The following is a 25,318-nucleotide window of genomic DNA, read 5'->3' as shown; positions in this document are numbered from 1 at the left end:
CTGCTTATGCCGCGACGATCTCTTTTGGCGAGGAAGACATTGCGCGGCGGCCGACGGCTTCGCGGGCAAGCCCCCGAAGGAAGGCGAGCGCTGGAGCCATCGCGTCCGGATCGCCATTGCCGAGATCATTCGCCATCTTCTGCATGATTCGCGCGGCAACCTCGCCGTCGCTAAGCATCTCGCCCTCTTCGTCTGCTTTGCGCCAGACATCGACTGCGTGAAACAGGATCGCGCCGGAGGCGGACGGAAGTCCTGCCCGGTCGCAGAGTGCGGCAAACGGTTTGCGGCGGCCTTCGACAAGGATCGAGCGCACCCGGGCAGACTTCACGCCAGCAAGCCGCGCGAGCGCCTCGCTCAGGCCTTCGAGCGAACCGGAGCAGGCCAGCCGCAGCATGACGGCAGGCGAGAGTTGCTCGTCAGAAACAAGCCGATCGACAAGCGGAGGCAGTTCGGTCTTGCGGGCTGATCCGAGAATGGTGGCGGTGCCACGATGGCAGGCTTCTTCGCCGATCGTCCGGCCAAGCTTTTCCCCGAGTGCGAGCGTGACGAGAGGCGAGGTCGCAACGGCCTCGCTCGTCTTGCGCATGAGGAACTGCCGGATGTCGGCCGGCAGGTCTGGTCGATCAATGAGCGCGCCGCGCAGGCTCGCTTCATCCCCGAAGGTTTCGGCGAGCCAGCGCAGCGTTTCCGCCGAAAGCATCGCACCGTGATGGCCGAGCAGCAATTGCGCTTCGTGCGCATCCGCCATGCGGATGATCACGCTGGTGAGGGATTGCGAGAGAGACCGCCGCGCGAGAATCGCCTCACGAAGCTTCGGGCGTTCGGTGGCGAAGAGTTCGATGAGATCGTCGTCCGAAAGATGCGGCGAGGACCGGATCACGGGCGCTGCGACGCTGTCGCTATCGCGGGCAAGTTGCCTGATAAGGCTTGGCGAAATGACCTCTGCATCGGCAATCGTGACGGCAAGGGCGCGTCGGACAGATACCGCCGGATCGGCGGCAATGCCCGACAAGATACCGTCGATTTCCGCGCGCTCTGCCTCGGGCGTGAAGCCGTCGATATGGGCCTGCGCGAGAAGTTCCGCCCATTCAGCGCGTTGGCTCGGCGCTGCGGGCTCGCACCAGGTAGCGGACGTATCGTGAGCCATGATCTTCAATTCCGGACGCGAACAATTAACGTGTTTCGCAGTCTTCCGGAAAAGACTTAAGCTTCGGTTCACTATACCGACAAATTTTTAGCAGCTTCCTGACCTGCCACTTAAACTGGCCGGTAGAGCAATCAGACGTCGCTTCCATCAGGCCGTTGCGGACGTTTCATGGCGAAGACTTCGTCGGCAACGGAATAGTCCAGATAGCCGAGACGTGCGAGCGGTGCCGCGCGCGCCATGTCGATGCGGCCTTCGGAGAGGATGCTTTCGTCGATATGGATGCCGACCACCTCGCCGATCACGACGACATTTGCTGATTCGCCGTTTCGGCCGCGCGGGCGAAAGCTTTGGGTCACAACGCATTCGAGCGCGGCCGGGCTTTCAGCAACGCGCGGTGCCTTGATCAGCCGGGAGGGCGCTTTCGTCAGGCCGGCGATCTCGAATTCGTCGACGTCCGGCGGCGCGGCGGCGGATGTCTTCACGACCTGCCGGGCAAGGTTGCCTGTTGCGAGATTGCAGACGAACTCGCCGGTCTCGATCGCCGTACGGACCATGTCCTTGATGCCGGACGAAGAGACCATCACCAGCTTCGGATGGTCGCCGATCGCGTTGAAGAAGCTGTAGGGCGAGAGATTGGCGATACCCTTCGAATCGATCGTCGAAATCCAACCGATCGGGCGTGGTGAGACGATCGCCTTGAACGGGTCGTGCGGCAGGCCGTGATCGTTGGTGTCGGTCGTGTAGAACATTATGCTGCCGGTCCTTCGAAGGTGGTGACGATGTCGGAAAGCACAGGCCGCAGGCGTTCGGACGGTGCCTCACCCGGCGTTCCGATATGAATGAAGCCGGCGACGTTCTCCTCGGGCGCGATGCCGAGAAGCCGCTTGGCGTCTTCGTCATAGGCGGGCCATTCGGTGAGCCAGGTTGCCGCAAAGCCACTGCCGTTCGCTGCATGGATCAGGTTCATGCAGACGGCGCCCGCCGACATCTGCTGCTCCCAGACGGGGATCTTCACGTGTTCCGCTGCGGTCGAGACGACCGCCACCACGAGAGGCGCACGGGTAAAGCGCGTGCGTTCGACCCGATCCCTGATTTCGCTCAGCGGTCCTTCCCGTTCGGCGATGAGCCCGGCAAGGGAGGCACCGGCGGCTTCTGCGCCCTCGCCGTGGAAGACGATGAAACGCCACGGCGCCAGCTTGCCATGATCGGGCACGCGAGCTGCGATGGTGAGGATATCGGTGAGTTCGTTTGCGGAAGGTCCTGGTTCGCCGAGCGCAGGAAGCGGGCGGGAGCGGCGCGAGGAGAGGTAGTCGAGGAGATCGGACAAAGGACGGCTTTCGATCAGAAGTCGGAATTGGTGCGCCCTGAAAAGCGACGCATTCTGTGTTCTGATAGACACGGCTCTGGCTATAAGGTGTCCAACCAAGGATTCAAGGCAAAGGCCTGCTTGCGTCGGCGCGACTTCGCCATGATCCGCGGCCATGAGGGGTGTTTCGAGCGCCGTTGCCGGGATCGCGGCCATCGTCGCCTGTGAATATCGGGACCAGAGGAGATTTGAAGTTCAGTCATGCGTGCCTGCTCTTTCCTTCCAAAGATTGCCCATGCCCTGCTTCTCGCTCTCGCCATGACGCTCGGGGGCGCGACGCCCTCTTTTTCGCAGACTGATTTCATCGATCGCGGCATCGAGGGGTTTCTGAACGGAGGCTCCGAGAAAAGGCCGAACGTCTACGCCTCGCCTTCCGCCAGTGATCTTTTGCCCAATTCGGCGGAAGTTGGCGTGCCCCAGATGAAATCCTTGCGCAAATTCAATCCGATCGCGCTGCCAGAGTCCGCAGGCAAGCCGGGCTTGTCGGCCCTCGACATGCCGAACCTTCCCGCATACGCGCCGCAATTCAATATGGACCAGAACGCGTTTCGTCCGAATGCGGAGCTCGTGCTCGAAGCCCGCCTCTCGGAGAATGGTGAGATCGTACCGGGCGGTATCGTATGGCGCCTCTTTTCGGCGGTACCCCAGTTGCAGGGGCGCTCCTCGCTGATCGCGACTTCGAAAGAGGCCAAGCCGAGCTTCAACGTGCCGCCGGGCGCCTACATCGTCCACGCGACATTCGGGCGGGCAGGCATCGTCAAACGGATCGATTTCAACGGCGTCAGCGTAAAGGAGGTCGTTGTGCTCGGCGCCGGCGGGCTGAAGCTCGATGCCACCGTTTCCAGCGAGGGTCAGGTCGCGACGGGCTCGCGTCTGCAATTCGACATCTACGCCGACGCAGAACGCGACAGCGATCGGGAGCTCATTGCTAGCGGTGTCGCACCCGGTCAGGTTGTTCGGCTCAATGCGGGGCTCTATCGCGTGGTCTCCACCTACGGCTCGATCAACGCGCGCACCCAGGCCGATATTCGCGTGGAAGCCGGCAAGCTGACAGAGGCGACACTCCAGCACCGCGCGGCCCAGCAGACCCTCAAGCTCGTGCGCGAACATGGCGGCGAGGCGATCGCCGGCACGGCCTGGACGGTGACCAGCATGTCGGGCGACATCCTGCGAAAGAGCGCCGGGGCCTTCGCCTCGATGGTTCTTGCGGAAGGGGACTACATGGCGGTCGCCCGCAACCGGGATACCACCTATCAACGCAGCTTCAGCGTGAAGGCCGGCGAGGACTCCGATGTCGAGATTCTTCTCAGCGATCTGGTTGAGACGACATCCGGCGACTGATCCCAGGGCTTTGGGGTACTGATTTCCCGCTTGAATCGGCATGAGTTTCGCCACACTCTGGTGCTGAGTGCGGGCACCGCCGATTCCTGTCAGGACCGAAAAAATTCGAATGACCTCCGATGATCCCTTTCGCCAGCGCCTCGTGCTGCTCACGACCCCGCTTACGGACGACGAAGCCGAAGACGCCCTGCGACGCGCGCTGTCCGGAGGCGATGTCGCATCGGTCCTGATCGATCCGGCCGGCCGCGAGCATGCCGCATTCCAGATGTTTGCCGAAAAGCTCGTGCCGATCATCCAGGAGGCCGGGGCGGCGGCGATCGTCATCGACGATACTCGGATCGCGGGGCGCATCCGTGCCGACGGCGTGCATCTGACGGCTGGTGACATCGAAGCGCTTGGCGATGCGATCGAGACGCATGCTCCGAAGATGATCGTGGGCGGATCGGGGTTCGAGACCCGGCATGCGGCTTTGGAAGCCGGCGAAGCTATGCCGGACTACCTCCTGTTCGGGCGCCTCGGCCAGGATGCATCAGAGACGCCCCATCCCAAGACGCTGTCGATGGCCGAATGGTGGGCTGCAGTGGTCGAGCTGCCCTGCATCGCGCTCGGTGCGCGCACACTCGATAGTGTCCGTGCCATCGCTGAGACCGGCGCGGAGTTCATCGGTCTTGCCTCCTTCGTCTTCGACGAGAAGGGGCAGGAGGGTGACAAGGTTGCGGAGGCCAATCGCCTGCTGCAGGAGAAGTTCGAGGTAGAAAAGGCCGAGGCCGAGGAAAGGGCGCTCGCATGAAGCGGCCCGTTTCATCGAGGGTGGCCCTGCTGGCCTCTCTCGGTATCCTTTTCGGCTCGATGGCTACGGCGCAAGGACAAGACCTTCCCGAGACGCCAGGCCAAGCGGACGAAAGCGAACTCCTGCCGCTGCCCGATCTTCGTCTCTCAGACGCTCCGAACGCCGCTGCCGACGCGACGAGCGGACCGAATTCAAGCACACGTGCCTACGCCGAATATCAGATCGGGAATTACCTCACGGCAAAGGCGATCGCCGAACCGCTCGCAAAGCTTGGCGATGTAAAGGCACAGGCGCTTCTCGGGGAAATCTACAGCCAGGGACTCGGTGTCCCGATGGATGTCGACGAGGCGGCGCGCTGGTTCGAGGCCGCGGCGAATGGCGGCGATCGTGCCGCGCAGTTCGAATTCGCAATGCTTCTGCTCGCAGGAACCGGGATCGCGCGGGACGAAGAGCGTGCGTTGAAGCTGCTGAAGGAAGCGGCGGACGCCAAGCTGCCGCTCGCCGAATTCAATTATGCCCAGCTTCTAGTCCGGACCTCGCCGACGAGTGGTTTCGCCGAGGCGGTTCCGTATTTCCGGTCTGCTGCCGATGCAGGAATCGCCGATGCGCAATATGCCATGTCGCAGCTGCTGGCCGCCGGGCAGGGTACCGAGAAGGACGAAGTCGCGGCGCGTAGATGGCTTAGGCGGGCCGCTATCAACGGCTTCTCGATCGCGCAGATCGAATACGGGATCTGGCTGATCAACGGCCGGGGTGGCCAGGCGAGGCCAAAGGAAGGCTTCGATTTTCTGAGATCGGTGGCTCTGCGCGGCAATCCAATCGCAGCCAACCGGGTCGCGCATCTCTACAAGGAAGGCCTCGGTACGGAGCCGAATCCAGAAGAGGCCGCCAAATGGGCGGTTATCGCCAAACGGCTCGACAACAGCGATCCAACTCTGGATGCCTTTTTCAACGGGTTGAGCGACGAGGCGCGTAAGATGGCTCTCGAAGAGGCAAACCGGTTCACTGCGGGGTGATTCCAGTCCGCTTTGCTCGCCGGCTCCCGCAACGGCGCTTGAAGCAGAACCCGATTTGTGGTGTTGAGCACTCGGCTTGCGGCGCGCATTTCGAAATGCGCCTGCCGCGATACCTGCCGGTTCGAGCTGCGAGGTTCCGATTGCGCGCCACCGGACGATCAAACGAAATGGTTTCGAGACAGACATGAAGATCAACGGAAACGAAATCCGCGCCGGTAACGTCATCGAGCACAAGGGCGGGCTCTGGGCAGCCGTGAAAACCCAGCACGTCAAGCCGGGCAAGGGCGGCGCCTTCGCGCAGGTGGAGCTGAAGAACCTGATCGACGGCACCAAGCTGAACGAACGCTTCCGCGCCGCCGAAACGGTCGAGCGCGTCCGATTGGAGCAGAAGGAATACCAGTATCTCTACGCCGAAGGCGAGATGCTGGTCTTTATGGACTCCGAAACCTTCGAGCAGCTCGAACTGATGAAGGATTTCGTCGGCGACCGCGCCGCCTTCCTCCAGGACGGCATGACGGTCACCGTCGAACTTTATGAAGAAAAGGCGATCGGCGTGCAGCTTCCCGATCAAGTGGTGCTCGAGATCACCGAGGCCGATCCGGTGGTGAAGGGGCAGACGGTCTCCTCTTCCTACAAGCCGGCGTTGATGGAAAACGGCATCAAGGTCATGGTCCCGCCGTTCATTTCCGCAGGCGAGAAGATACTGGTCGATACCAACGAGATCACCTACCTGCGGCGCGCCGAGTAGATCGCAACGCGGTTTTTCGCGATTGGCCCTTCAGGGTCTGCCCATTAACTGAGATGGCGCGATGAGCGCGCCGCTTTGCATTCGACTTCGACAGGACATCCATGGCCCGTTCCGCGCTACTCAACGTCATGACCCAGGCCGCCACCAAGGCCGGGCGCGTGCTGGCGCGCGACTTCGGCGAGGTGCAGCACCTTCAGGTTTCCATGAAGGGACCGGCCGACTTCGTCTCGTCGGCCGACCGCAAGGCCGAAGAGGTCGTATTCAAGGAACTTTCGCGGGTGCGGCCCGACTGGGGCTTCCTGATGGAAGAACGCGGCGCGATCGAGGGGAAGGACCCGCAGCATCGCTGGATCGTTGATCCGCTCGACGGCACCACGAACTTCCTGCACGGCCTGCCGATGTTCGCGGTCTCGATAGCCCTCGAGCGCGACGGCGAGATTGTTGCGGCGGTCGTGTTCAACCCGGCGATGGACGAGATGTACACCGCCGAAAAGGGGGGCGGCGCCTATCTCAACGACCGGCGCATTCGCGTTGCCTCGCGCAAGACAATGCCCGAAGCGCTGTTCGGAACGGGTATTCCCTTCCTGGGCATGGGCGATCACCCTGGCTTCCTTTACGAACTCCGCCAGATCATGGGCGAGAGCGCGGGCATCCGTCGCTATGGCGCGGCTTCGCTCGATCTCGCCTTCGTCGCGGCCGGCCGGTTGGACGGTTTCTGGGAGCGGGCGCTCAATCCGTGGGATATCGCGGCGGGTGTTCTGCTGGTGAAAGAAGCCGGTGGTATCGTTACGGGCCTTCAAGGCGAATCTTTCGATCATATCCGCGGCGATATCGCCTGTGGCAACGAATTCATCCACAAGGCCCTGATTGGACAGCTGAAACAGGCTTCGTCCAAGCGTCAGGCCGCGCGTCGCGCGGGAGAATCCCGCGAGACCGGCGAAGTCGATCCGAACGCTCCGGCCTGAACCCGTTTCGAAGCTGACCATAATTTAACGCTGCAAGGCCCCGGAAAGGCGGCACGTGTTTCAAATGTTGCCGTAATTCCCTATTGTCTGGGCTACGACGCCGTGCGCCCGGGCCATTCGTTCGACTGTCGCTCGATCAAGCGGCGCAGCCGGCAATACAGCGGGGCAGGATGAAATTCTTCAGTTCGAAGACCGAAACGGATGCCAGACCGCGGGCATACGATCCGACGCGGCTTTCAAGCCCGATGGTCTTCCTGTGGTCGATGCTGGTGTTTCTGGCGCTTGTCGGCTTTGTCGTTCTGATCCTCGGGCGGCAGGTTTCGCAGGCTTTTGCGACCAATCCCGGCCTTAACGGCCTCATCGTCGGCGTACTGTTCGTCGGCATCATTCTGGCGCTTCTTCAGGTCTGGCGCCTTTCGCGCGAAGTGCGCTGGGTGAATGCCTATCGCGACGGCGACAAGAACTTCAACAGAATGAAGGATCCGGTCCTGCTCGCGCCCATGCGCGCGCTGATCGGCAGCCGCCGCTCGATTTCGCTTTCGACGACCTCGATGCGCTCGATTCTTGATTCGATCGCGACCCGCCTCGACGAGACGCGCGACATCGCGCGCTATCTCATCGGCCTCCTCGTCTTTCTCGGTCTGCTCGGCACGTTCTGGGGCCTATTGCGTACCATCGGCTCGATCGGTGCGACCATTCAAGGTCTCGATCCGACAGGCGGCGATACGGCAAGCGTACTCGACGCTTTGAAGGCGGGGCTTGCGGCGCCGCTGGCGGGTATGGGAACGGCGTTCTCGTCCTCGCTCTTCGGCCTGTCGGGCTCGCTGGTTCTCGGCTTTCTCGATTTGCAAATCGGCCGCGCTCAGAACCGCTTCTACACCGAACTCGAAAACTGGCTCTCCTCCGTAACCGACGTAGGCTCGGACATGGTGCTGCCTCCGAACCAGCAGGGCGCCGTCGCGGCGGACGGAAACGAGGAATTCAAACGGCTCACCGAGCGGCTGGACCGCCTCGTGCAGGATCAGTCGACCTATCCGAAGACGAGCGCGGCGATGGCCAATCTCGCCGAAAGCATCCAGGGCCTCGTTCAGCATATGCGGTCCGAGCAGCAGATCATGCGCGATTTCGTGGAAAAGCAGGCCGACGAGCAACGCGAATTGCGGCAGGTTCTCGATCGTCTTGCGCGCTCGAACGACGGTAAGAGCGGGGGAGACTGATCGATGGCGCTCTCGCGTAACAGACGAGGTGGTGGCGGGAGTGCGGATTACTGGCCTGGCTTCGTCGATGCGCTTTCGACGCTGCTCCTCGCGATCATGTTCCTGCTTTCGGTATTCGTGCTGGCGCAATTCCTTCTCAGCCGCGAGATTTCCGGCCAGGACGAGGCGCTCGACCGCCTGAACGGGCAGATTGCCGAACTCACCCAGCTCCTCGCGCTCGAACGCTCGAATGCCCAAGACAGCGAAGACGAGATCGCATCTCTTAGAGCCTCTCTTGGCGCACTCCAGGACGAACGCTCCCGGCTTCAGGAAGCGCTCGATTCCGGAAGCGGCTCCACTGCGGCCGCCAATGCTACGATCAGCGCCCTCGAGGACGATCTCGAACAGGAAGCGTCGATTTCCCAGCGGGCACGTTCTCAGGTCGAGCTTCTCAACCAGCAGCTTACAGCGCTCCGCCAGCAGATTGCCGCCCTCGAGTCCGCTCTTGAGGCCTCGGAGACCCGTGACCGCGAGAGCCAGACGAAGATTGCCGATCTCGGTCGGCGGCTGAATGTGGCTCTTGCTCAACGGGTTCAAGAGCTGAACAGATATCGCTCCGATTTCTTTGGCCGCCTGCGGGAAATTCTCGCCGACCGGGACAATATCCGCATCGTCGGCGATCGCTTCGTCTTCCAATCCGAAGTGCTGTTTCCTTCGGGAAGCGCCGATCTTCAGGTGGCGGGCACCGACGAACTCGACCAGATGGCGAGCGCCATCCGCGATCTCTCGCGCGAGATTCCATCGGATATCAACTGGATCGTCCGGGTGGACGGCCATACCGACAATGTCCCGCTTTCCGGCACCGGGCAATTTGACGACAACTGGGAGCTCTCGGTCGCCCGCGCGAGTTCGGTCGTCAAATATCTGGTCAGTCAGGGGGTGCCGGCCGAGCATCTCGCGGCCACAGGCTTCGGCGAGTTCCAGCCGATCGAGGAGGGCAGCACCCCGGAGGTTCGCCGCCGCAACCGCCGGATCGAGTTCAAGCTGACAGAGCGGTAAAAAAAAGAGAGCCGCCCGCTCGAAGCCTTTCCTTTTCCTCTCTACGGCCGCAAAGCCTGCAGGTAGCGCGTCGTCAGGCGCTTCGGTGGACGCTTCCGAGCAGTCGGCGCGAGCCTGTCGTCGATCGCGTCTGCAAGATGCGAGAGCGGAATTTCCAGCATGAGATAAGTGGCTATGCCGGCGACCAGGCACGCCGCGCTCACGCCCGCCGCATAGATGACGATCCACAGTCCGGCAATCTCTGGCAGAAACAGATTCCAGAGCGTCTGGCAGAGTGGCAATACGAAGACGTGGCTGAGATAGATCGCATAGGACGCCGCACCCAGAAGCATCGGCAAGAGCAGCGGGTGCGACTGTCGCTCTTTTTCCCAGAACACCGCGCCGGTGACGATGGCAAGCGACGGGAGACCGGCCCAATACACGCGATTCAGGTCGGGCGAGCCGAGATAGAACAAGGCTATGAAGCCACCTGCGACGAGTCCGATACTGACCGGAACGGGAAGTCGCAGCTGAGTGGAAAAGGCCATCGCGATAAGAATGCCAAACAGGAATTCGAGGATGATCGACGAGGTGTAGAAATCCATAATGCCGCCGTCGTCGATCGCGAAACCAAGGCCAACGATAACCATGCCGAACAAGACCGCGAGAAAACCACGCACATACGGCGCGAACGGGATCATCAGAGCAAAGACGAGATAGAACGCCATCTCGTAATTGAGCGACCAGCCGACGAACAGGACCGGATTCATCTCGCCCAGTTGCGGATGCGGCCAGGGTAGGAAGAGGAGGGAGGCAATGAAATGCTGCGGATCGAAGACGGTCGTTACCATGACACTCGGTAGAGCAATCGCAATCCCTGCAAGCAGAAGCGTCAGCGCCCAGTAGAGCGGAACGATCCGCTTCAGCCGGCGAACGAGAAACCGCCCGGGCTCGGCATCGCCACCGCGCGTTGTGTACCAGATGATGAAACCGGAGATCACGAAGAAAAGGTCCACGCCGCCTTGACCCGCAAAGAACAGGGGTATCGCGTCGCTGTTATCGAGCCGCGCCGACGGTGCCAAGACATGGAATGCCACCACCATCACGGCAGCAATTCCACGCAAATACTGGATGTTGTTTAGCATGGGTGCTCGAAACTCGACCTCGTCACGACATCGCGGGCGCGATGGAGCTTTGCGCAATGTCGATAGAGGTCAGTACACTGCTTCCGTGAATTCCTGATTAAGTTTCCGATTTAAGGTCAGATATAAAAATTCGGACAATTAATAACAGAATTTATGTTCCTCGTTCGGAGATGATTTTTTCGTTATTGGCTGCATAATTTTACTTCTGAGGTGATGTGGTAGTCTGGCTGCTCATCCGGCTCAGCCTATTTCTCTAAACATGACGCAGCTTTTGACCGATGCCGCCGACTGGACCTATCTCTGCCAGGAATTCGATACCGTCTATCGATACGGGTCGGCGGGCGGAAGCAAGGTGATCAGGAGCCATCGCCGACGCGTGCGCGATCTTTTGTCGTCGATCGTCGACGAAAATCCCGAGATGCTGGAACGCGAGCCGCAGACGAAGCCCGTGGTCGATCATCTCGCCCGCGCTCTCGATCTCGGCGTCACTGGCCCGATGCACGGTTTTGCGCGCATCCTCACCCGGATCGCGCCGATGCTGACTTGGGAATACGGCTATGAGAGCGTTCCGAAAGGCCTCGCGAAACGCTTCGCCTACACCGAGTTTCTCGGGCCTCGCGGCCCGATACCGACCGACCGGCTGATCCTCGGAGCGGTTCTCTTTGCGCCGAACACGACCTATCCGCAGCACAATCATCAGGACATCGAGGAGAGCTACGTCTCGATCGCCGGTGCCTGGTCGGAGAACGATGCGGCGGTCTATGCGCCCGGCTCGCTGATCCTCAACCGGTCCGGCGAACAACATCGCATCACCACCGGCGCCGTCGATCCATGCCTTCTTGTCTATGCCTGGACCGGTCCGCCGGAGCGGCTCTCTGCGCCCGGAATGAAGTTCTCCGCAGGGCGTCGCAACCCGCCTTCCAGATCCTGAAGTGTCTCCATTTGACCCAGAATAGGTGTCGCAGGGCGGGCGATTGACCTTTGGAACACTTGACGGCAGCATCGGGCGCGAGTGGTGGAGGACCGCTCGCAACGCCGCGAAAAGCGGCAAGGGAGGAATTGATGAAGACTTGGCTTTTGGCCTCGGTGGCGGTGCTCGCCCTGACAATGACGTCCGGCGCGCAGACGCAGGACATTCCGGACAATATGGAAAAGCTGCAGGGCATGCAGTCGACCGGCACGTCGATGGACTTCCAGACCATCGAACAGACCGGCGAATATGCCGATCAGTTGAAGAAGAATCTCGAACAGGTCGAACTACCGGACGGCTTCAAGATCGAACTCTATGCCGTCGTGCCGGATGCGCGTCATATCGCGAATGGTCCGCAGGGCGTCGCCACCTTTGTCGGCACGCGCAAGCAGAATGTCTGGGTGGTCACCGATCGCGACAAGAACCGTGTCGCGGACGAGGTGAAGGAGTTCGCGCCATCGATCAACTTCGCGATCCCGAACGGCGTCTGCTTCTCCGATGACGGCTTCCTTTACATCGCCGAGCAGAACCGGGTTCTCGTGCTGCCGGCAGCCGAATTCTTCTATGAAAGCCCGGATGTCGCCGTCGGCGTCGTGACGCCGCAAGGTGAACTGGTGCCGGAATCCGAGGAGAGCTTCAACCACACCGCTCGCGTCTGCCGGATCGGTCCGGACGATCGCCTCTATATCTCGCTCGGCCAGCCCTACAATGTACCTCCGAAGGAGAAGATGGACCTCTACAAGAAGGAGGGCATCGGTGGCATCATCTCGATGAACCGCGACGGTTCGGACCGTCAGGTCTTCGCCACCGGCGTTCGCAATTCTGTCGGAATCGATTTCGATCCGGAAAGCGGAAATCTCTGGTTCACGGACAACCAGGTCGACGGCATGGGGGACGAAATCCCGCCGGGCGAGATCAATATGGCGAGCCAGAAGGGCCAGAATTTCGGCTTCCCCTGGTATGGTGGCGGCAGCGTGCGCACCAACGAATACAAGGACGAGGAGATCCCCGCGGATGTCGTGATGCCGCAGGTCGAGATGACTGCTCACGCAGCTGATCTGGGTCTCGAATTCTATGACGGGAACAGCTTTCCTCAGAAATATCGCGGCGGAATCTTTTCGGCCCAGCACGGGTCCTGGAACCGGACGGAGCCCGTCGGCGCGCGCATCATGTTCACCTCGCTCAACGAGGACGGCACGGCCGGCGAGCCCGAACCTTTTGCAGAAGGCTGGCTGACCGATAGCGGCGAATATATCGGCCGGCCGGTCGACGTCTCGGTGATGAAGGACGGCTCGCTGCTCGTCTCGGACGATCTGGCAGGTGCGCTCTACCGCATCTCCTACGAAGACTAGGCGTCGCGCTCCTGCTGCGCCGCGTCAAAGTCGTTGCGCAGTAGGCCAAAATGAGATCGGCGTGCGGTGGCCCCGCGCGCCAGTCACCTCTTTCACCCCTATGGCGATCTTCACGATATCGAGGACCAATTCTCAATGAGCGCTTTTCTTCGCTGCGCCCTTTCTGCGCTCTTCGCCTGTGCCTTTGTTTCAACGCCCTCGATTGCTGCCGATCCGGCTGCCGGACGTGAAAAGGCCGGTCAATGCGCCACCTGCCACGGAAAGGACGGGATCGCGACGGCGCCCGATGCGCCCAATCTCGCGGGGATGAGCGCGATCTATACGAGCGCCCAGTTGAAGGCCTTCAAAGCCGGCGAGCGCCAGCACCAGCAGATGTCGATCATCGCCCAATCCCTGAGCGAGGACGACATCGCCGATCTCGCGGCTTGGTATGAGACGATCGAAGTGACGGCGACGCTGCCGGCTGAATGAGGCAAGCCGACGCGGGGTGTCGTTCAACCGGTATGTTCCGCCCTTCACCGGCCTATGTGGCCTCCGACGAGCGTCTTCCCTGATCGGGAGTGACGACGCGATAAAGGGAGCCATTTTCATGAGACATTTGATCGCAGCTCTGGCCGTGACGGCTATGACCGTGCCAGCCGCAGCCCAGACCGAGACGCAGACCGATGAACCTGCCGCCACCACATCCACAGAGGAAGGCGGCTCGAACGCCGGCGTGAAGGTTACGCCGCTCGGTAGCCATGATGGCGAATTTTGCGCCCGCGACCGTGCCGTGGTCTTCGAGGACCCGAACGGCACGCGTATCCTCTATGATGCGGGCCGCACCGTCGCCGGCGCGGACGATGAGCGCCTCGGCGAGATCGACGTTGTCCTGGTGAGCCACGTCCATGGTGATCATCTGGGCGATCAGCGCATCGAAAGCGTCAACGCCGGGACATGCGATGCGCCAGACACGAATGTGTCGACCACGCCGAACTCCAACAGTGCCGAGATCGCTGTCGGCAAGAATGCTCAGATGGTGACGGGCTCGGAGATGGCGTCCTTCCTCGGTAAGAAGATGGAAGCGGCCGGCGGCGATCCGAAGGCGTCGCAACTGGTACGCTTCGGCGCATCCGTCGATGTCGGCGGCGTAAAGATCACCACCGTTCCGGCGGTCCACTCCAACGGGCTCTCGGGCGACTTCATCGAAGGTCCGCTCGGCGAGTACCTGAACACTGCCGGCCTCAACGCTTATGTAGGGCCGCCCACGGGCTACGTGCTTACCTTCTCGAATGGGCTGTCTGTCTATCTATCCGGCGATACCGGCGTGACCGCCGAGCAGGAGACGGTGGTCGCGCAGCAATACGGCGCGCAGCTCGTGGTCATCAATATCGGCGACACCTACACGACCGGCCCGACCGAGGCGGCATTCGTGATCGACGACCTGATCAAGCCGGCCAGCGTCATCCCGTCTCACGCCAACGAGAAGGCGACGGAGAATGGCGAGATCGTCTCGGGCTCTAAAACGGAAGCCTTCATGAACGCGGTCGAGGCCGACGCCTATCTACCGCTCAGCGGTCGGACGATGACCTTCGACGGCGAGGGTGCCTGCACTGACGGCTGCGAATAAGCGGCCGACAAGACATTGGACAAAAGAAAAGGGCCGCGCGGGCCCTTTTCAAAATCATCACGTGGTGGTCAGCTGATTACTGTGCGGTGACCGTGGTCTGGACGAGTTCGCCATCGACCTTGATCGGTCCGTCTTCGGTGGCGCCGAGCGTGTATTCGAACACGCCTTCTTCCTCGCCGCCGGCCTCGGAATGAACCATCAGCATCAGCATGTCGCCGGACGCGACTTCTTCGTCGAGCTCAGCCGTGACGCTCTCGTTCATACCGGCTTCGAGCGCGGTGTGACCGACGACGGGGCCGGGCTTCATGTCGGCATCGGTGCGGTGAACGACGAGCCAGCCGGCCTCAGGCGCAGTCACGGACTCGGCCATCACGGAGCCACCGGAAACGTCCTGATCGGAGGCCATGACGCCGGGGGTCATGTCGTCGGACTGAGCGAAAGCTGCCGTAGCGAAGCCGACGGATGCGAGAAGTGCGATCATCGTGCGGGTCATAAAAAGTCCTTCCGTTTGATTGCACACCCTGAAGTGGATGTTCGGGGAAGATACGGACCAGTGAAGGAAAGGCTTCAAATTATCTTTTTCGTTATTGAAGGCCCAAAGATGATCACGTGCCTGTCAGGATGGAGTTACTCTGCTGCCTGCCGGATTTGCCCGGCCTCGAATTGAAGCCGCGCGAGGCGGGCGTAGAGGCCGTCCTTCTCGATCAGGCTTTGGTGGGTGCCTTCCTCGACGATCCGGCCGCCATCGAGAACGAGGATGCGATCGGCCTTGAGGACGGTCGCCAGACGGTGCGCGATCACCAGCGTGGTGCGGCCGACCATCAGTTCGTCAAGCGCCTTCTGCACCAAAACCTCGCTTTCCGCGTCGAGCGCCGAGGTCGCTTCGTCGAGGAGGAGAATCGGCGCATCCCGAAGGATCGCGCGTGCGATCGCGATGCGCTGGCGCTGGCCACCCGAAAGGGTCACACCGCGCTCGCCAAGAAGCGTCGCGTAGTTTTCGTCGAGCGCCTCGATGAAGTTCGTAGCGAGGGCGGATTGTGCGGCGGAGCGGATGTCGGCTTCGCTCGCCCCCGGTTGGCCGAAGGCAATGTTGTCGATCACCGAGGCCGCAAAAATCGTCGTGTCCTGCGGCACAAAGGCGATGCGCGAGCGCAAATCCGCCGGATCGGCCCGCGCGATATCCACGCCGTCGATGGCGATCGTGCCCGAGACCGGGTCGTAGAACCGCTCGATCAGACCGAAGATCGTCGATTTCCCCGCACCCGATGCGCCGACGATGGCGACCGTCTCCCCGGGCGCGATAGTGAAGCTCAGGTCTTCGATCGTCGGGAGATCGGGACGGCTCGGATAGGCGAAGGTGACGTGATCGAAAACGATCTTGCCCGTCGCGGGCGAGGGGAGGGCGATCGGCTGGATGGGCGCCTCGATCTGTGGCTCTTCCATCAGGAGTTCGCTGAGGCGCTCGGCGGCACCGGAGGCGAGCGAGAGTTCGCCCCAGACCTCGGAGAGCTGGCCGAGCGCGCCCGCCGCGAAGACAGCATAAAGCAGGAACTGGCCAAGCGTGCCGGGCGAGAGCGTGTCGAGCGCCACGCGGCTTGCGCCGATCCAGAGTACCCCGACGATCGAGGAGAATATCAGGAAGATCGCGACGGCGGTCAGCATCGCGCGGGCCTTGATAGAGGCGCGGGCCGCGCCGAAGGCCCGATCGACGGCGTTGCCGTAGCGGCCCGACACTGCTCCCTCGCTGGTGAAGGCCTGGACCGTGCGCATCGCCCCGATCGCTTCCGAGGCATAGGCCGTCGCCTCGGCGAGCGTATCCTGTGCCTCGCGGGAGCGCCGACGCACGCCGCGGCCGAAGGCGACGAGCGGCAGGACGATCAGCGGAATCGCGGCGATGACGATGAGCGAGAGGCTGGGGCTCGTGACGATCATCATCGCGAGCGCGCCAACAAAGAGGATCGCATTGCGCAGGAAGACCGACGTGGTGGAGCCGACGGCGGACTTGATCTGCGTGGTGTCGGCCGAAAGCCGAGAGACGATTTCGCCCGACAGGGAGCGATCGTAGAAGGCGGGTGAGAGCTTCGTCACATGGGCGAAGACATCCTTGCGCAGCTCGGCGACGACACGTTCACCGAGTGTGACGACGAAGAAATAGCGGCAGGCACTGGAGATCGCGAGGAGCCCGGCCAGTACGAAGAGCATGCCGAAATAGGCATTGATGATGTAGGTGCTCGACTGGGTGAAGCCTTCGTCGATCACCCTGCGCACTGCCAGCGGTAGGGAGAGCGTGACGAGGGCCGCGACCGTCAGGAATATCACCGCGCCGATGGCGAGCCCCTTGTGGCGCTTCACATAGGGAACCAGCCGTGCCAGCGGGCGGAGATTGCGCCGCTTCTTCGCGTCTTCGGTCTTCTTGCTGCTCGTCAAACTCAAGCGTTACGCCTTCCCCGTTCGGGGTTACAGGTCCGCCCTTCGCATGGGCGTTTCAAGTTCGGTGCGACATCGCGTGCCGTGCGGCCTTGCGGCAAGTGCGCGGCTTGTGTATAGGCTCGCCCCTGAATTTGGAAGCTTTGATCGGCTTCTTGTCCCCGCGACAACCTGAGCTTTAGGCCAGCATCAAGCTGGGAGCGCTGGTCTCTTGGGGTTCTGCCGAAGCCAAGGACGATGGTTATGAAACAAGATCTGCATCCCGACTACCACATGATCACCGTGGTCATGACGAACGGCACCGAATACCAGACCCGTTCGACCTGGGGTTCGGAAGGCGACAAGATGAATCTCGACATCGACCCGACCAGCCATCCGGCATGGACGGGCGGCAACCAGCAGCTGATGGACCGCGGCGGCCGCGTCTCGCGCTTCAAGAAGCGCTACGAAGGCCTCGGCATCTAATTCGCCGACCGGCGCTCTTCGCGCCATCGCTGACAGCTCTTGCCCGGCAGGCTCAGCGCCTGCCGGGTTTTTGCCGTTTCGTGGCCGTCAAGCATCCATGGGGTGCGATATTGGGCGCTCCGTCTCGCTGCATTGTCACCCACTTCGGCTGAAATGGCGCTGCGGCGCCCTAATTTCTTGCCGAGCCCGGCAGTCATGACCGAGCTTTTCGTCTGACCGTCAGGACCATCGTGAATGAGTGACGCCGCGATTTCATCGGGCAGCGTGAGCTGGGAAAAGCGCATAACCGGCGCGCTCTCGGCGATCGGGCTCGATGGCGCGCAGGCCCTTTACGCCTTCAAGGTGATGCTCGCGGCGGGCATCACCATGTTTCTCGCTTTTCTGGTTGACCTTCCCTACACCTATTGGGCGCTTTTGACGCTGCCGCTTGTCGTTACCCAGCAGTCGGGAATGACCGTCTGGCGCAGCGCCGCGCGTGTGGGCGGCACGCTGATCGGTGCGACCGTCGTCCTCTTCTTCATCGGCCTCTTCGCCCAGAACGGCCTCGTGATGATCGCCTGCCTCGCGCTTTGGATTTTCGGCTGCGGTTACAATGCGCGCTCCCAGGTGGGCCTCGACGGCTATGCCTACGGCACGGCAGGCCTCACCGCACTCGTTGTCGCGATCGATACCGGCGCGAACGCGGATATGGCGTTTTCCTTCGCCTATTGGCGGTCCACCGAAACTATCATCGCGGTGATCGCGAGCTTCATGGTGCTGCTCACGGTCTTTCCCCATTCTGTGGGCGACGATCTGCTCGCCAACTTCCGGAACGCGACCGGCAAGGTGTTCGACCTCGTGCGGGACGCCGTCATCCGCAACCGCGAGCAGACCGCGAAGGACAGGCTCGCCACCGCCGGCGGTCTCGACGGGCTCTTCACCCTGCTTCGGGCGCAGAAGCTGGAGCGCAACCATGCCGGCCCCGATTTTTCGCGCCTGAGGGCCGCGACGGCGCGGCTCGATCGCCTCTTCATCGATTCGGGCGCGCTCTCTGCAACGATCGCGCGCGCAATGGAGAACGACGTCCTGAAAGGAGAGCTCGAGGAGAAACGGGCCCGTCTCGAAGCTTTGGTCGCCGATCTGCCGAACCCCGGCGACGATCTCACTGCCGCCGCCAAAAGAGCCGAGGCACTGCGCGAATTCGCGGACGCGTTGGAGCGGAGCGAGGCCATGGAGAAGGCAGCTTTCGGGAGATCGGAAAACGAGCGGCTCGAAGGCCTGGTGATCTACCGCCTTCGTGAGACGGCGCTCGGCGTCGCGGGCTTTCTCGAGGCCTCGCTCGCGCTCACTGATCCATCCCGAGAGGCGCTGCCGGACAGTGCCTTCGCGACGCGATATCCTGATCGCAGCGCCGCCGTGCAGCGGGGGCTCCGGTCGGCGGGAGCGTTCGTCGCGGTCGCCATGTACTGGATTTTCTCCGGCTCTGAGAACGGCGCGATCCTCGCGCTCATTACCGGCGCACTTTCGCTTCTGATCCCCACCATCCTGCCGCGATCCCTCTTTGCCACCGCCGGCATCAAAATCTTCCTCGGCTTCATGTCCGGCGGGGTGCTTGCCTTCATGCTGATGCTGCTTCTGCCGTTCATGACGGATTTTTCCGGCTTTCTCGCGCTCTTCCTGCCGACGATTTTCGTGATCTTCTACGTCTGCTCGGGACCGAACCGGGCAATTGCGCTCGGCAGCACGATTATGCTCGCCATCGCGCTACAGCCAGCCAACGAGCAGAGCTACGATCCCGTTCGGCTGTTCAATGTGGTGACGACGCTCGCCATCATGCCTGCGGCCTTCATCTCGGCGATGCTGGTCATCCTGCCGGAAAACACAGCATGGCTGCGCCGGCATCTTGGGCGGGCGGGCACGAAGCTGATGAAGTCGGCTGCCCATGGACAGGTCAAGAACGAGGACAGCTTCATCGCCCAGGCGATCGATGTCGTCGCCGATTACGGCAAGGACCTCGACATGGAGAACGCGGGCGATGCCCATCTCGTCAATCGCGCGAAGGCGATCACCCATGCCGGCCGCGAGATGATCGAGATCGACCGGTTTGCACGCCACGGGCGTCTGCCGGATGAGCTGGTCGCGGACCTGCCGAAAATTCGTGAGAGAATGATGGACGTCGTGACAAAGAAACAGGGTGAGGATACCACCGAAACGGTGTCGGTGCTGGACACCTCGCGCGATCGCGCGGCGCAAAAGCTTTCCGAACTCGACGGCCCCTCGCTGATGCGAACCGCGACCCTCCGCTACGCGCTCGCCATGGAATTGCTTGCCATCCTCATCGTCCAGGGCCGGGTCTGTCTTCCGCGCGAGGGTGCCCATGCGGCATGAGCTCTCGATCTTCGGCGTCTATGCGCCATCACTGGTCCTCTGCGCCATTCTCGCGGCCGGGCTCTGGTTTCTCGTGGACTACCTCATGCTGAAATTCTCGGTCTGGGGCTTCTTCTGGCATCCACCGCTGGCGCGTCTTGCGCTCTATTTCGTTCTCTTCGGTGCCACCTCGGCGCTCTATCCAGATTTCTGACCGCCGATGATCATCCTTCGCCTGCTCACCACCGCCGCCATCGTGATCGCCGCAATCTTCGGCATCGTCTATGTCTGGACGACCTATTTCGAGGACCCGTGGACGAGGGACGCGTATGTGCGCGCAGACGTGATCGAGGTCGCGAGCTATGTGCCGGGCATCATCACAGAGCTGAACGTCCTCAACAATCAGGAGGTCGCGAAGGGCGATGTCCTCCTTCAGGTGGACCGCACCGGCTACGAGACGGCTGTGGAGCAGGCGAAGGCCGAGGTGGCGCAGGCCGAGGCGCAGTTCGAACTTCGCCAGCAACAGGCCGAGCGGCTAACCAGCCTCGAAGACCGGGATGACGCCGCTGTCGCAAATGTGGAAGTCGCCAACGCGCAGCTGGAGGCTGCCGCGGCGAAGGCAGCACTCGCGGCCGCCCAGCAGCAGCTGCGGTCGGCGGAACTCGATCTCGAACGCACTACCATCACCGCTCCGGCCAACGGCTATGTGGCGAACCTGACCGCCGATACCGGGGATTTCGTTTCGGCAGGCAATCCGTTCCTCGCCCTCATCGACGAAAGCTCGTTTCGTGTGGACGCCTATTTCATGGAAACGAAACTGCCGGGCATCGAAGTGGGCGCGGATGCGCGCATTCGATTGATGGCGAGCGATGCGGTGCTGAAAGGGCGCGTTCAGGGTATCTCGCGCGGTATCTACCGCGATGAGTCCTCATCGAGCGAGCTTCTGGAATCGCCTCAGCCCTCCTTCCAGTGGATCAGGCTTGCCCAGCGAATCCCCGTCCAGATCGACATTCTGGACCGGCCGGAGGATGTGCCGCTGGTTGCAGGCCAGACGGTTTCCGTCATCATCGAGCCTGCTTCAGGAGAAGAGGGCGAGGGCTTTTTCGACTGGATCGGCTCGCGGCTGACCAGTCTTTTCGCCAGCCTGCACTAACGGGAAAAAAGAAAGCTCTCAGCGCACCGGCGCGTGGGCCGAGCCCTGCTCGGTCACCGAGCGCTCGATGCGCTCGCGTTCAAGCACGCCGGACTCGCGCAGATCGCGCTTCAGCTTGTCGATGGGCGGAGCGTAGAGAAAGCCGAAGGACACGCAATGCTCCCGCCCTTCGACGGCATGGTGCAGCCGGTGGGCCTGGACGAGGCGTTTGGCATAGCCGCGATGGGGCACATAGTTGAACGGCCAGCGCTGATGCACGAGGCCATCATGGGCGACGAAGTAGAGAAGCCCGTAGATCGTTATGCCCCAGCCGATGGCGAGCAGCGTCGGCGAGAGATAGTGGCCGATGGTGAAGAGCCCGATCGCGAAGCAGGCGAACACGACGGCGTAGAGATCGTTCTTCTCAAACCAGCCTTCCGTCTCCTCATGATGGGACTTGTGCCAGCCCCAGCCGAATTTCCCGTGCATGATGAATTTGTGGGCCCACCACGCGTAAACCTCCATCAGGGCAACGGTAATGAGGGTCAGGCTGACATAGTAGAGGGTCCAGATCGTCATGGGGTCTCTGTCGGCATTTCAGGTCGGGCGCTGGTTTCCGTCCATTATAAGCATTAGGCGAGGATATGGCACGTCCTTGGATCGGGAGCGGGCGGATACGCCGCGCGCATCAGACCGGAGAGAGGCCGAAGAGCTTGAGCGTTCCGAGAATCAGCCCGTCGGCGATCCAGAGCGAAACCAGGAGCTCCAGCGCCAAAGCGACGAGCACAGACGTCCAGAACGGGGCGCGGCTCGCGAAAAGAAAACCCGCGGCGGCAAAGAGGGTGTCGCTCACCGAATTGATCACGCTGTCGCCGTTATAGGCGGCCGGATCGCTGGTATCGTTGAAGAGGGCCACCACGAACGGCGTGTTTTCGACGATCTCCCACACCGCACTGCCGAGGATTGCGACGATGAGCTTTTCCCTTAAAGGCCAATGGGGCTTGATCCAGTCGAGGAACAGGAAGAGGCCGATCCCGAAGATGGCATGGAGAAAGGTATAGGGATCGGCGAGGTGGAGGGAGTTCGCGCTCGCGGTCAGATCGACGCTGAACAGTTTCAGCGGCTCGTCCGGGGCGACGAAGGGTCTACCGATCGCCCAGAGATAGAGGACGACGAGACCGTTCGTGAGCAGCAGACAGGCGAGCGTGGAGGCGACGGGCCAGACGGCCGAGACCGAGCGCGGCCAGCTGAGCGTTGCCGCCTCATGATCGAGCTGGGAACCCTGTGCCGTCGCCATTCGTCTTCTTTCCATCGCAGCAGGCCGCTTGGCTGGGCCAGGCAACCCGAACACGCGGCAAGCGAGAGCCAAAATGATACCTAGCCCAGCCGCGCTTCAATTCATGCTAGTTAAGTTTCAAATGTTCGAGTGGCGCCTGTCTGCGTCGATTCGCTTCGGCTACCGGGATTGGTTCCATTGGCGCGCATAGCCCTCGTCTGTCCGGCCTATTTCAGCCATATCAGAGCCTTCGAGGTTCTGGGGGCGGCGCTTGAGGCCCGCGGCCACGACATCGTCTTCATGCTGCCGGATGGCGCCCAGACGATGTTACAGCGGGCTGGCGCTGAGAGCATCACGATCGGATCCTCCGCTTCATCCAAGCTGAGAGGAAAGCTGCGCCGGGACGATGGTGGGGCAGGGGTCTTCGGTATCCTGCGCGCGGTGTCTGACCGCGCGGCGGCAACGGACCGGTTCTGCCGTGTCGCGCCGGACATCATGCGAGAACACAGGATCGATGCCGTACTCTCCGACGAGTTCGAACCGGGTGCCGGTCTCGTCGCGGCCTATCTCGGCCTGCCGCATATCTCGCTCGCGGCGGCCCTGCCGATCGAGCGCGATCCGGCCATGCCTCTCCCCTTCCTCGACTGGCCTTACGATCCGAGCGAAGCCGGGCTTGCCCGCAATCGGGGCGGCGAGCTCGTCGGCGGTCTCTTTCTGCGCAAACAGCGCAGGACTATCGAAACCTGGGCGCGGCGTTTCAAAATTGCCGGACGAAAGGACGATGTTTCGTGCCTTTCCCCGGCACTTCGCCTTGCGCAGACAGTCGAAGGCTTCGATTTTCCGAGGGAAACGAGCACGGTCTTGCGGCCGGTCGGCCCGATCCGCGCAGCGCCCGTCATGCATTTAAGGGCCGATCCTCGATTTTCGATCGATCCCGAACGGCCTTTCGTCTTCGCTTCCCTCGGCACGATGCAGGGCCATCGGTTCGATCTATTCAAGACGATCGCGACCGCCTGCCGAGAACTCGACGCTCAGTTAATGATTGCCCATTGCGGCGGGCTCGATTCGAAGCAGGCCGCAAGCCTCCCGGCAGACTGGGTCGTCGATTTCGCCGATCAGCCGGCCATGCTCGCGCGCGCCGATATCTGCGTCACCCATGGCGGACTGAACACGGTGCTCGACTGTCTGGCGAGCGGCACGCCGCTGCTGGCGCTTCCAATCGGCTACGATCAGCCGGGTGTCGGGGCCCGCATCCGGCATCACGGTGTCGGAGAAACCATCGCGGCAAAGCGCGCGAAGCCCAAAAATGTCGCCGAAGCGCTCTCGAGATTGATCGCCGATCGGGCCGCATACGAAGAGCGGATCGCTCCGATCCGCCAGGAAATCGCGAGCGCTGGAGGCGTGCGGGCGGCCGCCGATCTGGTCGACAATTTCCTCGTCAAAGCCGCGACGAGTAGTGGCGAGAGACGTTTTGCCGCGCCACAGACGCCCGCCAACGATATCGTCGCGGTGCGCTCAAGCCTATCTGCAAGAGTATGACATCGAGCCCATCCATCGAAGCCACGCGCGAAGCGTCGACCCGTTCGCTGATACCCGACAGCCCGAAAGTCCGACCCTATCAGGCTCTTATCGGCCTTTCTCTCTGCGCTGCCGTCATCGTCTCGTGGTTCGCGGTTCACATCACGGCGGTGTTTTTCTTCGATATCACCTGGGCGACGCTGCCGCTGGTGCCGCTGATCGCCGCCTTACAGTGCTGGCTGACGGTCGGGCTCTTCATTCTGGCCCATGATGCGATGCACGGTTCGCTCGTGCCCGGCCGCGCGAAGATCAACTCGGCCATCGGTGGCTTCATCCTGTTCGTCTATGCAGGGTTTGCCTGGAAAAAGATCAGGGACGCGCATTTCGCCCACCACGATGCGCCGGGGACCGAGGCGGATCCTGATTTCTATGCCGACGATCCAGAGAATTTCTGGCCCTGGTTCCGGACTTTCTTCTCACGCTATTTCGGCTTGAGGTCCGTGCTTTTCGTCTCGACCGTGGTGACGACCTATCTCGTCGTCCTCGGCGCGCCGGTGACGAACGTCGTCCTCTTCTACGGCCTGCCCTCGCTGCTTTCCTCGCTTCAGCTCTTCTATTTCGGAACCTATAGACCCCATCGGCACGAGGAGGCGGGCGCTTTCGCCGACGAGCACAACTCGCGCTCGAACGAATTCGGCTATTTCGCCTCCCTCGCGACCTGCTTCCACTTTGGCTATCACCACGAGCATCATGTGGCGCCCTGGACGCCGTGGTGGGCGCTGCCGCACATCCGCGAGACCTGAGTTCGCGGATTTCCGGGTGCTTCCTGCGGCCAGCGGGAAGCACCTCGAACGTGGATCAGCTCTCCAGCTTTTCGACGATCACACTGTCATTGGTGTAGATGCAGATTTCCGCCGCGATCTTCATGGCGCGCCGCGCAATCTCTTCGGCCGAATAATCCGTCTCGTGAAGGGCCTTGGCCGCCGCGAGCGCGTAATTGCCGCCCGAGCCGATCGCCATCACGCCTTCCTCGGGCTCAAGCACGTCGCCGTTGCCGGTTAGTGTCAGGGTGACGGACTTGTCCGCGACGATCATCATCGCTTCGAGCCGGCGCAGATAGCGGTCCGTGCGCCAGTCCTTGGCGAGCTCCACGCAAGCGCGCATCAGCTGATCGGGATATTGTTCGAGCTTGGCTTCCAGACGCTCGAGCAGGGTGAAGGCGTCGGCGGTCGCGCCTGCAAAGCCTGCGATCACCTGACCCTCCTTGCCGATGCGGCGCACCTTGCGGGCATTGCCCTTGATCATCGTATTGCCGAGGGAGACCTGTCCGTCGCCGGCGACCACCACCGATCCGTTCTTGCGGACCGTGACGATCGTCGTTCCGTACATCTGATCGGGCTTGTGGCTGTCCATCATGTCTTGTCGTTCCATTCTGTCTTTCCGCGCGAGAATATTGCGTCGCGCGCCTTGA

Annotated in this window: 26 protein-coding genes; 17 read left to right on the top strand and 9 right to left on the bottom strand. The window is 62.0% G+C overall.

Going from position 1 to position 25,318, the window contains the following annotated elements:
* Nucleotides 1-4: 4 nt before the first annotated feature.
* The 3 genes from ABRA89_RS04345 to ABRA89_RS04335 all read right to left on the bottom strand — a co-directional run bounded on the left by ABRA89_RS04345 (nt 5) and on the right by ABRA89_RS04335 (nt 2,474).
* Entirely contained in the window at nt 5-1,147 is a 1,143-nt protein-coding gene (locus ABRA89_RS04345) for a DUF2336 domain-containing protein (protein WP_349940223.1), read from the bottom strand.
* Between the two features lie 131 nt (nt 1,148-1,278).
* Nucleotides 1,279-1,896 carry a flavin reductase family protein gene (locus tag ABRA89_RS04340; RefSeq protein ID WP_349940222.1) on the bottom strand — a complete coding sequence of 206 codons (618 nt, stop codon included), beginning with the start codon at nt 1,894-1,896 and terminating at the stop codon, nt 1,279-1,281.
* Nucleotides 1,896-2,474, bottom strand: a complete 579-nt coding sequence (locus ABRA89_RS04335; protein WP_349940221.1) for a nitroreductase family protein — start codon at nt 2,472-2,474, stop codon at nt 1,896-1,898. Before ABRA89_RS04335 ends, ABRA89_RS04340 begins: the two co-directional genes overlap by 1 nt.
* A 240-nt stretch (nt 2,475-2,714) precedes the next feature.
* On the opposite strand from ABRA89_RS04335, the gene ABRA89_RS04330 reads away from it, so the two are divergent.
* The 7 genes from ABRA89_RS04330 to ABRA89_RS04300 all read left to right on the top strand — a co-directional run bounded on the left by ABRA89_RS04330 (nt 2,715) and on the right by ABRA89_RS04300 (nt 9,628).
* Complete coding sequence (locus ABRA89_RS04330) at nt 2,715-3,854, top strand: hypothetical protein (protein ID WP_349940220.1); 1,140 nt, start codon at nt 2,715-2,717, stop codon at nt 3,852-3,854.
* 109 nt (nt 3,855-3,963) lie between these two features.
* The gene (locus ABRA89_RS04325; protein ID WP_349940219.1) at nt 3,964-4,644 is read left to right on the top strand and encodes a thiamine phosphate synthase; all 681 of its coding nucleotides are present in this window, start codon (nt 3,964-3,966) and stop codon (nt 4,642-4,644) included.
* On the top strand, nt 4,641-5,660 hold the full coding sequence (locus ABRA89_RS04320; protein ID WP_349940218.1) for a tetratricopeptide repeat protein: 1,020 nt from the start codon (nt 4,641-4,643) through the stop codon (nt 5,658-5,660). Before ABRA89_RS04325 ends, ABRA89_RS04320 begins: the two co-directional genes overlap by 4 nt.
* A 184-nt stretch (nt 5,661-5,844) precedes the next feature.
* Nucleotides 5,845-6,408, top strand: a complete 564-nt coding sequence (gene efp, locus ABRA89_RS04315) for an elongation factor P (RefSeq protein ID WP_349940217.1) — start codon at nt 5,845-5,847, stop codon at nt 6,406-6,408.
* A 101-nt stretch (nt 6,409-6,509) separates the two neighbouring features.
* The gene (locus ABRA89_RS04310) at nt 6,510-7,373 is read left to right on the top strand and encodes an inositol monophosphatase family protein (protein WP_349940216.1); all 864 of its coding nucleotides are present in this window, start codon (nt 6,510-6,512) and stop codon (nt 7,371-7,373) included.
* Nucleotides 7,374-7,543: 170 nt separating this feature from the next.
* Nucleotides 7,544-8,590: a MotA/TolQ/ExbB proton channel family protein gene (locus ABRA89_RS04305; RefSeq protein WP_349940215.1), complete on the top strand. Its 1,047-nt coding sequence runs from the start codon at nt 7,544-7,546 to the stop codon at nt 8,588-8,590.
* Nucleotides 8,591-8,593: 3 nt separating this feature from the next.
* Nucleotides 8,594-9,628, top strand: coding sequence for a peptidoglycan -binding protein (locus ABRA89_RS04300; protein ID WP_349940214.1), 1,035 nt, complete (start codon nt 8,594-8,596; stop codon nt 9,626-9,628).
* Nucleotides 9,629-9,669: 41 nt separating this feature from the next.
* Here the strand turns inward: ABRA89_RS04300 and ABRA89_RS04295 are convergent, their stop codons facing one another.
* Nucleotides 9,670-10,752, bottom strand: coding sequence for an acyltransferase family protein (locus ABRA89_RS04295; protein ID WP_349940213.1), 1,083 nt, complete (start codon nt 10,750-10,752; stop codon nt 9,670-9,672).
* A 259-nt stretch (nt 10,753-11,011) separates the two neighbouring features.
* Between ABRA89_RS04295 and ABRA89_RS04290 the strand changes: the two genes are divergently transcribed.
* The 4 genes from ABRA89_RS04290 (at nt 11,012) to ABRA89_RS04275 (ending at nt 14,683) form a co-directional block, all read left to right on the top strand.
* Nucleotides 11,012-11,683, top strand: a complete 672-nt coding sequence (locus tag ABRA89_RS04290) for a dimethylsulfonioproprionate lyase family protein (protein ID WP_349940212.1) — start codon at nt 11,012-11,014, stop codon at nt 11,681-11,683.
* Between the two features lie 131 nt (nt 11,684-11,814).
* Nucleotides 11,815-13,074, top strand: a complete 1,260-nt coding sequence (locus ABRA89_RS04285; RefSeq protein ID WP_349940211.1) for a PQQ-dependent sugar dehydrogenase — start codon at nt 11,815-11,817, stop codon at nt 13,072-13,074.
* Nucleotides 13,075-13,209: 135 nt separating this feature from the next.
* Complete coding sequence (locus ABRA89_RS04280; RefSeq protein ID WP_349940210.1) at nt 13,210-13,545, top strand: c-type cytochrome; 336 nt, start codon at nt 13,210-13,212, stop codon at nt 13,543-13,545.
* Nucleotides 13,546-13,663: 118 nt separating this feature from the next.
* Complete coding sequence (locus ABRA89_RS04275) at nt 13,664-14,683, top strand: MBL fold metallo-hydrolase (RefSeq protein ID WP_349940209.1); 1,020 nt, start codon at nt 13,664-13,666, stop codon at nt 14,681-14,683.
* Between the two features lie 76 nt (nt 14,684-14,759).
* Here ABRA89_RS04275 and ABRA89_RS04270 read toward each other — a convergent pair whose 3' ends face one another.
* Both ABRA89_RS04270 and ABRA89_RS04265 read right to left on the bottom strand, forming a co-directional pair.
* Nucleotides 14,760-15,176 carry a DUF7282 domain-containing protein gene (locus tag ABRA89_RS04270; RefSeq protein WP_349940208.1) on the bottom strand — a complete coding sequence of 139 codons (417 nt, stop codon included), beginning with the start codon at nt 15,174-15,176 and terminating at the stop codon, nt 14,760-14,762.
* Nucleotides 15,177-15,310: 134 nt separating this feature from the next.
* Nucleotides 15,311-17,110, bottom strand: coding sequence for an ABC transporter transmembrane domain-containing protein (locus ABRA89_RS04265; RefSeq protein WP_349940318.1), 1,800 nt, complete (start codon nt 17,108-17,110; stop codon nt 15,311-15,313).
* Between the two features lie 243 nt (nt 17,111-17,353).
* On the opposite strand from ABRA89_RS04265, the gene rpmE reads away from it, so the two are divergent.
* From rpmE to ABRA89_RS04245, 4 genes are all read left to right on the top strand, one after another.
* Nucleotides 17,354-17,575, top strand: coding sequence for a 50S ribosomal protein L31 (gene rpmE, locus ABRA89_RS04260; protein ID WP_349940207.1), 222 nt, complete (start codon nt 17,354-17,356; stop codon nt 17,573-17,575).
* A 234-nt stretch (nt 17,576-17,809) separates the two neighbouring features.
* Entirely contained in the window at nt 17,810-19,942 is a 2,133-nt protein-coding gene (locus ABRA89_RS04255; protein ID WP_349940206.1) for an FUSC family protein, read from the top strand.
* Nucleotides 19,932-20,135, top strand: a complete 204-nt coding sequence (locus ABRA89_RS04250; RefSeq protein ID WP_349940205.1) for a DUF1656 domain-containing protein — start codon at nt 19,932-19,934, stop codon at nt 20,133-20,135. Before ABRA89_RS04255 ends, ABRA89_RS04250 begins: the two co-directional genes overlap by 11 nt.
* Nucleotides 20,136-20,141: 6 nt before the next feature.
* Nucleotides 20,142-21,074 carry an HlyD family secretion protein gene (locus ABRA89_RS04245; RefSeq protein ID WP_349940204.1) on the top strand — a complete coding sequence of 311 codons (933 nt, stop codon included), beginning with the start codon at nt 20,142-20,144 and terminating at the stop codon, nt 21,072-21,074.
* An 18-nt stretch (nt 21,075-21,092) separates the two neighbouring features.
* On the opposite strand, the gene ABRA89_RS04240 is transcribed toward ABRA89_RS04245, so the two are convergent.
* Together ABRA89_RS04240 and ABRA89_RS04235 are read right to left on the bottom strand one after the other, a co-directional pair.
* A complete protein-coding gene (locus tag ABRA89_RS04240) occupies nt 21,093-21,632 on the bottom strand; it encodes a sterol desaturase family protein (protein ID WP_349940203.1) in 540 nt (179 codons plus the stop codon).
* A gap of 109 nt (nt 21,633-21,741) precedes the next feature.
* Nucleotides 21,742-22,350, bottom strand: coding sequence for a DUF2585 family protein (locus tag ABRA89_RS04235; RefSeq protein WP_349940202.1), 609 nt, complete (start codon nt 22,348-22,350; stop codon nt 21,742-21,744).
* A gap of 177 nt (nt 22,351-22,527) precedes the next feature.
* On the opposite strand from ABRA89_RS04235, the gene ABRA89_RS04230 reads away from it, so the two are divergent.
* Complete coding sequence (locus tag ABRA89_RS04230) at nt 22,528-23,868, top strand: glycosyltransferase (protein ID WP_349940201.1); 1,341 nt, start codon at nt 22,528-22,530, stop codon at nt 23,866-23,868.
* Nucleotides 23,865-24,650 carry a fatty acid desaturase gene (locus ABRA89_RS04225; RefSeq protein WP_349940200.1) on the top strand — a complete coding sequence of 262 codons (786 nt, stop codon included), beginning with the start codon at nt 23,865-23,867 and terminating at the stop codon, nt 24,648-24,650. Before ABRA89_RS04230 ends, ABRA89_RS04225 begins: the two co-directional genes overlap by 4 nt.
* 55 nt (nt 24,651-24,705) lie before the next feature.
* Here the strand turns inward: ABRA89_RS04225 and hslV are convergent, their stop codons facing one another.
* The gene (hslV, locus tag ABRA89_RS04220; protein ID WP_349940317.1) at nt 24,706-25,260 is read right to left on the bottom strand and encodes an ATP-dependent protease subunit HslV; all 555 of its coding nucleotides are present in this window, start codon (nt 25,258-25,260) and stop codon (nt 24,706-24,708) included.
* Nucleotides 25,261-25,318 lie beyond the last annotated feature (58 nt).

This window comes from Fulvimarina thalattae (assembly GCF_040239565.1).
Classification (GTDB): Bacteria; Pseudomonadota; Alphaproteobacteria; order Rhizobiales; family Rhizobiaceae; genus Fulvimarina.
The sequence above is the reverse complement of the archived record's forward strand: the minus strand, read 5'-3'. Positions and strand labels throughout refer to the sequence as shown.

Bases quoted from the DNA above. Each gene is read 5' to 3' on its own strand.
- ABRA89_RS04345 (WP_349940223.1), bottom strand. From the start codon at position 1,147: ATGGCTCACGATACGTCCGCTACCTGGTGCGAGCCCGCAGCGCCGAGC.
- ABRA89_RS04340 (WP_349940222.1), bottom strand. From the start codon at position 1,896: ATGTTCTACACGACCGACACCAACGATCACGGCCTGCCGCACGACCCG.
- ABRA89_RS04330 (WP_349940220.1), top strand. From the start codon at position 2,715: ATGCGTGCCTGCTCTTTCCTTCCAAAGATTGCCCATGCCCTGCTTCTC.
- ABRA89_RS04325 (WP_349940219.1), top strand. From the start codon at position 3,964: ATGACCTCCGATGATCCCTTTCGCCAGCGCCTCGTGCTGCTCACGACC.
- ABRA89_RS04320 (WP_349940218.1), top strand. From the start codon at position 4,641: ATGAAGCGGCCCGTTTCATCGAGGGTGGCCCTGCTGGCCTCTCTCGGT.
- efp (WP_349940217.1), top strand. From the start codon at position 5,845: ATGAAGATCAACGGAAACGAAATCCGCGCCGGTAACGTCATCGAGCAC.
- ABRA89_RS04310 (WP_349940216.1), top strand. From the start codon at position 6,510: ATGGCCCGTTCCGCGCTACTCAACGTCATGACCCAGGCCGCCACCAAG.
- ABRA89_RS04305 (WP_349940215.1), top strand. From the start codon at position 7,544: ATGAAATTCTTCAGTTCGAAGACCGAAACGGATGCCAGACCGCGGGCA.
- ABRA89_RS04300 (WP_349940214.1), top strand. From the start codon at position 8,594: ATGGCGCTCTCGCGTAACAGACGAGGTGGTGGCGGGAGTGCGGATTAC.
- ABRA89_RS04295 (WP_349940213.1), bottom strand. From the start codon at position 10,752: ATGCTAAACAACATCCAGTATTTGCGTGGAATTGCTGCCGTGATGGTG.
- ABRA89_RS04290 (WP_349940212.1), top strand. From the start codon at position 11,012: ATGACGCAGCTTTTGACCGATGCCGCCGACTGGACCTATCTCTGCCAG.
- ABRA89_RS04285 (WP_349940211.1), top strand. From the start codon at position 11,815: ATGAAGACTTGGCTTTTGGCCTCGGTGGCGGTGCTCGCCCTGACAATG.
- ABRA89_RS04280 (WP_349940210.1), top strand. From the start codon at position 13,210: ATGAGCGCTTTTCTTCGCTGCGCCCTTTCTGCGCTCTTCGCCTGTGCC.
- ABRA89_RS04275 (WP_349940209.1), top strand. From the start codon at position 13,664: ATGAGACATTTGATCGCAGCTCTGGCCGTGACGGCTATGACCGTGCCA.
- ABRA89_RS04270 (WP_349940208.1), bottom strand. From the start codon at position 15,176: ATGACCCGCACGATGATCGCACTTCTCGCATCCGTCGGCTTCGCTACG.
- rpmE (WP_349940207.1), top strand. From the start codon at position 17,354: ATGAAACAAGATCTGCATCCCGACTACCACATGATCACCGTGGTCATG.
- ABRA89_RS04255 (WP_349940206.1), top strand. From the start codon at position 17,810: ATGAGTGACGCCGCGATTTCATCGGGCAGCGTGAGCTGGGAAAAGCGC.
- ABRA89_RS04250 (WP_349940205.1), top strand. From the start codon at position 19,932: ATGCGGCATGAGCTCTCGATCTTCGGCGTCTATGCGCCATCACTGGTC.
- ABRA89_RS04245 (WP_349940204.1), top strand. From the start codon at position 20,142: ATGATCATCCTTCGCCTGCTCACCACCGCCGCCATCGTGATCGCCGCA.
- ABRA89_RS04240 (WP_349940203.1), bottom strand. From the start codon at position 21,632: ATGACGATCTGGACCCTCTACTATGTCAGCCTGACCCTCATTACCGTT.
- ABRA89_RS04235 (WP_349940202.1), bottom strand. From the start codon at position 22,350: ATGGCGACGGCACAGGGTTCCCAGCTCGATCATGAGGCGGCAACGCTC.
- ABRA89_RS04225 (WP_349940200.1), top strand. From the start codon at position 23,865: ATGACATCGAGCCCATCCATCGAAGCCACGCGCGAAGCGTCGACCCGT.
- hslV (WP_349940317.1), bottom strand. From the start codon at position 25,260: ATGGACAGCCACAAGCCCGATCAGATGTACGGAACGACGATCGTCACG.